6 protein-coding genes are annotated in these 8,814 nt (G+C 65.0%); 1 reads left to right on the forward strand and 5 read right to left on the reverse strand.

Annotated elements, in window-relative coordinates:
* Nucleotides 1-128 precede the first annotated feature (128 nt).
* The 3 genes from GGR00_RS26945 to GGR00_RS26955 all read right to left on the reverse strand — a co-directional run bounded on the left by GGR00_RS26945 (nucleotide 129) and on the right by GGR00_RS26955 (nucleotide 6,041).
* On the reverse strand, nucleotides 129-2,906 hold the full coding sequence (locus GGR00_RS26945) for an autotransporter outer membrane beta-barrel domain-containing protein (RefSeq protein WP_184702495.1): 2,778 nt from the start codon (nucleotides 2,904-2,906) through the stop codon (nucleotides 129-131).
* Nucleotides 2,907-3,270: 364 nt separating this feature from the next.
* The gene (locus tag GGR00_RS26950; RefSeq protein ID WP_055971617.1) at nucleotides 3,271-4,524 is read right to left on the reverse strand and encodes an MFS transporter; all 1,254 of its coding nucleotides are present in this window, start codon (nucleotides 4,522-4,524) and stop codon (nucleotides 3,271-3,273) included.
* The gene (locus GGR00_RS26955; protein WP_184702497.1) at nucleotides 4,521-6,041 is read right to left on the reverse strand and encodes an FAD-dependent oxidoreductase; all 1,521 of its coding nucleotides are present in this window, start codon (nucleotides 6,039-6,041) and stop codon (nucleotides 4,521-4,523) included. Before GGR00_RS26955 ends, GGR00_RS26950 begins: the two co-directional genes overlap by 4 nt.
* A 44-nt stretch (nucleotides 6,042-6,085) precedes the next feature.
* Here GGR00_RS26955 and GGR00_RS26960 point away from each other — a divergent pair, with 44 nt between their 5' ends.
* Nucleotides 6,086-6,583, forward strand: a complete 498-nt coding sequence (locus GGR00_RS26960; protein ID WP_055971627.1) for a MarR family winged helix-turn-helix transcriptional regulator — start codon at nucleotides 6,086-6,088, stop codon at nucleotides 6,581-6,583.
* Nucleotides 6,584-7,115: 532 nt separating this feature from the next.
* Here the strand turns inward: GGR00_RS26960 and rbsK are convergent.
* The gene (gene rbsK / locus GGR00_RS26965; protein WP_184702499.1) at nucleotides 7,116-8,048 is read right to left on the reverse strand and encodes a ribokinase; all 933 of its coding nucleotides are present in this window, start codon (nucleotides 8,046-8,048) and stop codon (nucleotides 7,116-7,118) included.
* 29 nt (nucleotides 8,049-8,077) lie between these two features.
* Nucleotides 8,078-8,644: a nucleoside 2-deoxyribosyltransferase gene (locus GGR00_RS26970; protein WP_184702501.1), complete on the reverse strand. Its 567-nt coding sequence runs from the start codon at nucleotides 8,642-8,644 to the stop codon at nucleotides 8,078-8,080.
* Between the last annotated feature and the right edge of the window lie 170 nt (nucleotides 8,645-8,814).

Genomic DNA, 8,814 nt, shown 5'->3' on the forward strand with positions numbered 1-8,814 from the left:
CTGCCGTTCGTTCAGTATCTCCGGACGCAGAGCCATGACCGACGCTGACAGTCAACTTCGCCAGCAGGCTAGTAGACGACATACGCAGTCACCTAGCCAAGGCGCGGCCCAGCCGTTGCCGGGTCCTCTCAGAAGTTCATGGCAAACCCGACCGTTCCCTTGATGCCATGGCTGCCGGCGAAGCTGGTGGAGCCAAGCGCCTCTCCATGCAGGGCATATTTGCCGTCGGCCCACCGATAGGTTCCGCCGAAACCGAGTTCGCCGCCAAAACGCTGCGCTGCGAAAGACGTATCCAAGCCTGACACCATCACGCTTGTCCCGTCGAGGAACTCGTAGGTCAGGTTGGCGATACCGTAGACCTGGGTTCCGGCCGGCCCTTCTTCATAGTTGGCGGCGATGCCGATACGGCCCTTCAGGCTGTCGCCGTCCTTCAGCGAGACGATCGCGCCGAACCGGTCGGTGAAGCTGTCGAAGTCGACGGACGACCAGGCAAGCTGCGCCTGGGGCGTCAGCGACCAGCCGTCGCCCAGCGCGACTTTCCGACCGGCCTCCAGGCTCAGCGCATGGCCGCTGCCGTGAATGCCGTCACCGACCCTGCCGATGCCGGCGGCATCCAGGTCGCTGCGCAACATGGCTATCTGCGCCTGGCCGTCGACATAAAAGCCGTTCTCGCCATACCAGCTCAGCGTCGCGCCGATGCCGTAGCTGGTGGTCGAGTTGGATCCGTCGCCGAGGCCGGAGAAGATGTCGGCGCTGGCGCGGCCATATTGCGCCGTCAGCCCGCCGACCCAGATGCCCGCGGCGTTGGCGGCCAGCTGGCCGTCGAGGCCTGCCTGCAACAGCAAGCCTGTGGTGTCGAAGGCGGCGTCGCCGCTGGTCGAAGCGCCTGATTTGACGCGGCCATGCGCGCCCTCGATGCGCGCCCAGATGGCGCTCGCAGCGCCGCCGCCGCTCGGGGCGCCACCGTCCAGCTCCGTCCAATAGCGAGCGCCGACGCGCTGCTGCAGGGTGGGCAGTTCGACCATGCCGAGCAGCAATTGCGGATAGGTCTCGTAGACCGGCAAGGTCGGCGCCAGGCCGGACGAGCGCAGATACCAGTCGCCGTCGGCGGGGTCGGCAATGCCGTTGTGGTAAAGGCCATAGCGATAGGCGCCGGCGATGGCCGGTCCGGCGAGCGCAAAGGCCCCGGCATCGGAGATGCCATCGACCTGGACGATGCGGATGCCGTCGGCGGTGGTCAGGCCACCCGTGCCGCCGACATTGATGACGCTGACCAGCGTGGCACCGCTGCCACGAATGCTGTTGCCGGTGATGACGAGCAGGTCCGTCGGCGCGTTGTCCGTGCCGAGCTCGGCCGTAATCTCGAGCGCACCGCCATTACCGGTATAGTCGCCGGCGACGGTCAGCGTCGTGCCGGGAACGCGGCCGAACGTCATGCGACCGGCGTTGTTCAGCGACGCGACAACCTGATCAAAGCCGTTGAGCGCAAGCGTGCCGCCGCCGAGAACCATATGCGCCGACCCGGCGCTGAAAACGTTCGCCGCCCCCGCTGCCAGCACCCCCGATGCGACGGTCGTGCCGCCGGCATAGCTATTGGCGCCGCTCAAGGTCAGCGTACCCAGCCCCTCCTTGGTCAGACCACCGACGCCCGTCATTTCGGGGGCGATGCCGATACTGTAGCCGTTGGTATCGAAGATACCGCCAGCGGCGCCAAGGGTGACCTGTTGAGCACCATAGTTGCGGAAGAACGTCGCATTGTTGTCGATTGCCCGGATGATGCCCCCGTCCATGGTTACATTTGCCGTGCCCGCGCCACCGCGGAAACCACTGGTTTCCAGAACCCCGCGCGCACCTGGGGTGCCCAGCACATTCAGCGTGCCGCTTGCCGTGGCATTCGACATGCCGAGATAGACGCCGCTATGCGCAAAAACCCGGGCGCCGTCTTCGATGGCCATGGCGCCGACGCCGTAATTGCCCAAGGTGAGATTGGAGCCGGTCATCTCCCAGGTCGACCCAGCGCCTGTCACCGTGACGCTGCCGTCGCCACCGGGATTGGCGCCCACATAGCCCTGGTTGCTGATCACTCGGGCGCCGTCCTCGATCCGCAGGACGCCTTGGCCGCCCAGGCCGATCGTAAGCTGGTCCGTCATGGTCCAGGACCCGCCCGATGTCAGCAGCGCCTCGCCATATCCGCCGACGCCGACGATTGCGTCGTTGCTCGAGACAGTGGCGCCGTCGGAGACGGTAATTTGGCCCTGACCGAAATTGCCAATGTTGATCCGGCCGTTCGTCACGACGCGGCCGCCACGGGCAACGTTCAATGTGCCGTTCCCCTCATCGCCGATGTAAAGGTTGTTTTGCTGGGTCCAGGTCGAGGCATTGCCCTGTCCGTCGTTGCCCGACACGGTCACGACACCGACGCCGCCCGGGCTGGCGCCGATATAGCCGGTCTCGCTGCTGACGCGCCCGCCCGCCAGGACATCGAGCGTTCCATTGCCAAGCTGCCCGATGACGACGTCACCAACATTGTTCCACCATGAACCTTGGCCGGAAACCGTGACCGAACCGGTGCTGCCAGTCTCATAGCCGACATAGCCGCCGCTATCCGTCACCACGCCGCCATCGAGAATGTCGAGGGTCCCGGTGCCCTGACCGCCGACATGGAGAAGATCCGTGTTGGTCCAGGTGGAGGCATTGCCTGCGCCATCGCGCCCGGTGACGGTGACTGCGCCATCGCCGCCGATATTGCTGCCGACCGAGCCCTGCCTATTGGTCAGCGCACCGCCATTCAGGATGGTCAAGGCGCCAATGCCGGTGCGGCCGATCTCCAGATCGTCACCGCCGGTGATGCTCGTCGGGTCCGAAGGATCGGCGTCGCCACTCAGGATGACCTGCTGGGCCGACACTGGCGCACTCGCCAGCATCAAGGCCAAAGGCGCGACAACCATAGACAAGCGACGGGACGGTTGGAAAGCCCCGGATGGGCGGCGATTCATCAACATCGAAAACCAAAATGATTCAAACACTAAGCAACGTTTGAGAGCTTTATGCTTAACAGTTCGATAATTTACCTCTGTCGGCGCAATCATAAATCCGTGGGCAAACGGACCTTGGTCAGACGGGTCCGCATCGGAGGCGAACTATCAGGAACCGCCGTGACGACTGTCGAGTGGGAGTCATCGCCGTCTCGCAGCCTTCGCGCGACGATGCCGAGTTGATCGACCGTACGTGGTTCCGCACGCACGGCCGGCGAGATCCGCGATTGCATCATCATCCTGGTGGCGCGGGTGTCCCGGTCTCGGAATCGCTTTGGCGGGGAAGACGGGTGGCTGCGATGACGGCTCCGGTGATCGCGATCGCCACCACCGCGCCGATCCACGCCCCATAGAGGCCCAGCCCGACGATAAAGCCCGCCATGACCGGAGAAGCGATATCCGTCACCGCGACCAGCGCCTGGCCTGTTCCCATGACCACCCCCTGCCGCTCGGACGGGACATGGACCGACAGCGCCGCGAGATAGGTCGGCTTTGCAAGGGCGTCGGCGGTGCTGATGCAGAGCACGGCAAAGGCGAGGACGGGAATGGTGCTCGCCAGTCCGGCAGTGAGGAAGCCGATGCAGAAAAGGGCGAAGATCAGGATGATCAGCCGGCGCTCCGAGAAGAACCGGCCGAGCAATCCGAGCAGGAAAAGCTGGACGAGAATGTTGATCACACCGTCCGCCGCGATGATGTAGGCAAATTCGCGCGGCCCGAGAGCGTGGCCGTTCCAGACAAACCGGTCGGCAAGGTAGATCGGAAGCTGCGAGGTATACATTCCATAGGCGAAGAAATGGCACAGCATGACGATGACGAGCACGCGGATGACCGGATGGCCAGTGATCGCCCGCAACGAAATGCGCTCGCGATCGGGTTCGTCGGTGGCCTGTCGCACCACCTTGCCGCCTTTCAGGCCGAACGTCGTCACGACGACGCCGGATGCCGACAGGGCGAGCGCCATGTAGATCGGGGCGGTCAGCGAGATATCGGACAGGACGCTTGAAAGTCCTGCGCCGACGATCGCGCCGAGACCGAGTGCGGCGTTCACGACGCCGATCGCCTGGCGTCGGGTCGTCGGCGAACTGTTGTCTGCGGCGTAGGCGGCCGCAGCCGAGAAGTTGCCCGCAGTCAGTCCGAACAGGAAGCGCGCCAGGAGCACGGTGAAGATACTCTGCGCAAGGGCGAGCAGGAGCAGGCTGACGACCGCCACGACCTGGCTGGCCAAAAGCACCCGCCTGCGTCCGAAACGGTCGGAAAGCTGGCCGAGCAAAGGCGATGCGGCGGACAGGCTCAATGCTTCGGTGGCAAGGACGATGCCGAAGACCAGCGGACTCGCCCCCATCTCACGCAGATAGAAAGGCAGGACGGGCAGAACCGCGCCGATGCCCGCGGCATAGAGGGTGACTATGGCGAACAGCGGCAGCATCAGCCGCCAGTCGAGCCTGTCCGACAGGCCGGCCTCATGCTTCGAACATATCCCGGCGCTCACTTCGTTTCCTCTTCGAGCGGACCGACGCCCACGTGGCCCAGATATCTTTCAAGCTTCGCCGTCCGCTCTGCGCCAAGCATCAGGAACGCGCCGACATAGCCGTCCGGGCGGATCAGCACGCCCTCGCCCAGCGCCAGTTCGTAGGCATCGCGGACGTGCCCCCAGGCGTCGATGACGTCGCCCTGCGGGCCGATGTGGCGGACATGCAGCCCAGGCCTTGGCCCGACCATCTCTCTTTCCCCCTCATGGACGAGCAGCGTCCAATGCGTCCCCCGGAACAGTTGGAACAGCCGCGACGGCTGGCCCGCCGCACCCATGATCGGGGCGTCCGGCGCACGGTCGCCCGGACGCAGACTGCCGCTGCGTTCGGCCAGTTGCCTGGAAAGCGGCGAGTCCGGATAGCCGATATCGAGCTGGCGCACCTCTCGCCCCCGGCGCATTTCACCCTGCTTCTGCGCATCGAGCAGCCGGGACGCGAGGCCGAGCATCGATTCCGCCACCGGCCGCCGCTCGAACTCATAGGTGTCGAGCAGGAAATCCTCGCCGCCGCCGAGAACGGCGGCGAGTTTCCAGCCGAGATTGTAGGCATCCTGCACGCTGGTGTTCAGGCCCTGGCCGCCGGTCGGCGGATGGATATGGGCGGCGTCGCCGACGAGGAACAGCCGTCCGACCCGGTAGCGATCGGCAAGCCGCGCGTTCATGGCATAGGCCGAAGCCCAGGAGACCGAATGCACAGGTATGTCGCCGCGCCCTGTCCGCTCGCCGATCATCCGTGCCAGCCCTTCGGCCGAGAGGTCGGCTTCGCCGTCGGGCGGAATCGGCGCCTGAAGCTGGAAGAGATCGGTTCCGGCCAGCGGACAGATCACGACCATGCGTTCCATGTCGCCGTCGTTGAACTGGTGCCAGGCATCGCGGTCCAGCCCCGTCAATTCCACATCCGCCACGATCGCCCGCACGCCCAGCGTCTTGCCGGGGAAACCCACGCAGAGCGCGTCCCGCACGAAGCTGCGGCCGCCGTCGGCCCCGACGAGATAGCGGGCGCGAACGGTTTGCCCGCCATGTGGTCCCGCAAGGCGGGCCATGACGCCGTCCGCGTCTTGCTCGACCTCGACCAACTCGCATCCGAACTCGACCTCGTGGCCGAGTTCGCCCAACCGCTCCCGCATGATCTCCTCGGTGCGGAATTGCGGGATCATCAGCGCGATGTGGTAAGGCTCGGCCGGCGTCGGATCGGGCCGCTCGCCGATGTCCTTTTCGGTATGGCTGCCGTCACTGCGATACGCGCGCACCGGCGGATAGATGCCGCCGGCGGCGACCACCTTGTCGAGAATGCCGAGGTCCTCGAAGATCTCCTGCGTCCTCGGCTGGATGCCCTTCCCGCGCGAGCCCCGGAAGGATCCTTCCCGCTTCTCGATCAGCCGGAAGGAAACGCCGCGCCGCGCAAGCTCGATCGCCAGCGTCAGGCCGGACGCACCCGCCCCGCAGATGAGCACGTCCGCAGTGAAACCGTTTGTCATGGTCGCCTCCTTATGTGTATTATGCACATAGTAGGAGATTCGGAATGCCGTCAAGAAAAAATGTGAAAAATACACATATCGAGAGCCGCCAGATTCGTGAGCTCCACGGTGCACTGGTCGAAATCGTCAGCATCATGAACAGGCCCCAGCGCGACGAGAGCTTGGTGCGCGAAGCCGGCATCTCGCTCGACCGCGCGCTGTTTCCCCTGCTGGTTGGCATAGAACGGCTGGGGCCAATCGGCATCGTGGACCTCGCCGACCGCGCCGGTCGCGATTACACCACCGTCAGCCGCCAGGTCGCCAAGCTGGAAAGTCTTGGCCTCGCCGAACGCCGGCAGAGCGCGGCCGACCGCCGCGTGAACGAGGCCGTTGTCACCCCGAAGGGCAAGGCGATGACCGACAAGATCGACGCCGCGCGCGAGAGGAACGCCCGCGCCATCTTCGCGACCTGGGATGCCCGCGACATCGACGAGCTCATCCGGCTCATGCGCAAGTTCGCCGATTCGGTGAACGACGAACCGGAGAGCCCCGCCGCGCCCTGATTTTTCGCGCAACTCCCTCTACAGCAGAGCACATGCGCTGATCTCTCAGGAAGAATTGTGGGGCGGAAGCCATGCGCAAATTCGCGGCTGCGCGGCAGGTTTGCGGCAGCAATGAACCAAGGTCGGGCGGGCGGCACGACATTACGGGCACCTGTTGCGAGGATGGGATGGTCGTAGCCGCAGCGGCTGCCGTCGCCGAGAATGATCTGGTGGCTCGTCCGGGAAATCTCGGCCACGCGGACAGCTCGGATCGTAATGTCGAGCTGTGCGAGCAGACTGGCAAGTCGAAGCACGAGAGCTTGCACGCGGTACGTTCAGCATGTCGTTCTCAGGTATGCTCGGATTCCCAAGCGAAACTGCTGTTTCCTCGACTTGCACATGGCAAGTCCCGCACGCCATTGCCCACATTCTCCGATGCCATTTACGGAGCCAGGATGACCGAACTCCTTCGCAACCAATGCGGACCGGACCGCGCCGCCAAAGCCGTTCACCAGCTATCGCTGACCGATCCGCTGTCCGACCGGCCTGGTTTCTATCCCTTCGCGCGGAGAAAAGCGTCGATTTCCGCGCGTGTCGGCATGGATGGCGCCGTGCCAGGCTTCTGCACCGACAACGCGGCGAGCGCCGATCCGAAGCGAATTGCCTCGAGCGGTGGACGGCCTTCGGCGATCGCGACGGCGAAGCCGCCGTTGAAGGCGTCGCCGGCGCCGGTGGTGTCGACAACCTTCGCGACGCGGAACGCAGGCACAAAATGGGTACCCGCCGCGCCATGCAACAACGCGCCCTTCGATCCCAGGGTGATCAACGCATTGGCGGCGCCAAGCTCGACCAGCCGGGCAGCGGCACGCACCGCCCCCTCTTCCGTGGTCGTATCGATGCCGGTCAGCGTCGCGGCCTCTGTCTCGTTGGGCGTCACGTAGTCGCAATGGGCGTAGATCGACGCCTCGACGGGGAGTGCCGGGGCAGGATTGAGGATGGTCGTGACGCCATGGCTGCGCGCCAGCCGAAGCCCTTCGATGGCAGCCTCGATGGGCTGCTCGAACTGCGTGACGAAGACCTTTGCGCCGGAGATCAACTGGGCGGCAGCGCGGACATCTGCGGCGCTCAGATTGGCGGCAGCACCGCTTTCGATGATGATCGCGTTGTCGCCGGTCTCGGAGGAGACGAAGATGAACGCGGCCCCGGTGGGCGCGGTCTCGTCGATCAGGACGTGGGAGGTGTTCACTCCATCACCAGACCAGGTCTGCCGCGCCATTTCACCGAAGGCATCCTGCCCGACGCGGGTGATCATGGCCGAACGCGCGCCGGCGCGCGCTGCCGCGATGACCTGGTTCGAGCCCTTGCCGCCCGGCCCCATGGCAAAGCCCCGGCCAAGCAGCGTTTCCCCGATCACCGGCAGACGCTCGGCCTTGAAGGCCAGGTCAGCGACAAAGGTTCCAAGCACGACGATATCGGCACGATCCATCAGAATACCTCCCAGTTGCAACGCGGACCTCAGAGCAGGAATTTGGCAGCCGCCTGCCTCAGGCATTCCTCGAACGCCTGATGGTCCGTGTACAGCTCGGCGGGCGCGACCTCGCGCGTGATGACCATGCCGCCACGCGCCTCGATGCCGCCGTCCAGCATGAGGTTGTCGACCATGTCGAAATCTTCCACCGCCAGTCCGTCCGGTCCGCGCGGCCTGCCGTGGGCATCAGGCTCGATACGGCCGTCATGCAGGCATGAAACCCGTGCGTAATGGTCGCCAAGCACGTTCGAGAATGCATAGGCAGGGCAGCCGCGGGCGCACATGAAGCCAAGCTCGAAGGCCGTGCCGACATCGGCAGCGACGCCGCGGAACGGCGTGAGATTGGCGATGATCATGTCGGCGCTCATCATCAGGCGCTCGTTGATCGAACTGATGGCCAGCCCCTTTGCCCTCTTGGCATCGGTTGCCGGTACCTCGAGGTCGCCCGGCGAGACCGGGACGAAGCCGTAGCGCCGGGTCAAATCGATCTTGCGGTCGAGCACCTCGCGGGCGTTGGACAGGAAGACTTCGGGGCCGGCCAGGTAGATTTTCATCGGTAATCGTTCTCGTTCTGAAGAAATGACAAAAGCCCGGGGCATCAGGAGCCCTATGCTCAGTCTCCGTACGGCACCCAGACGTTCTTCACTTCGACGGCACGGCGGAGGAAGGCTTCGCCTTGTGCGGTTGGCCAGTCGAGGCTGCGGCCGTGGCCGGTCCAGACGCG

The sequence above is a fragment of the Aminobacter aganoensis genome (assembly GCF_014206975.1).
GTDB lineage: Bacteria > Pseudomonadota > Alphaproteobacteria > Rhizobiales > Rhizobiaceae > Aminobacter > Aminobacter aganoensis.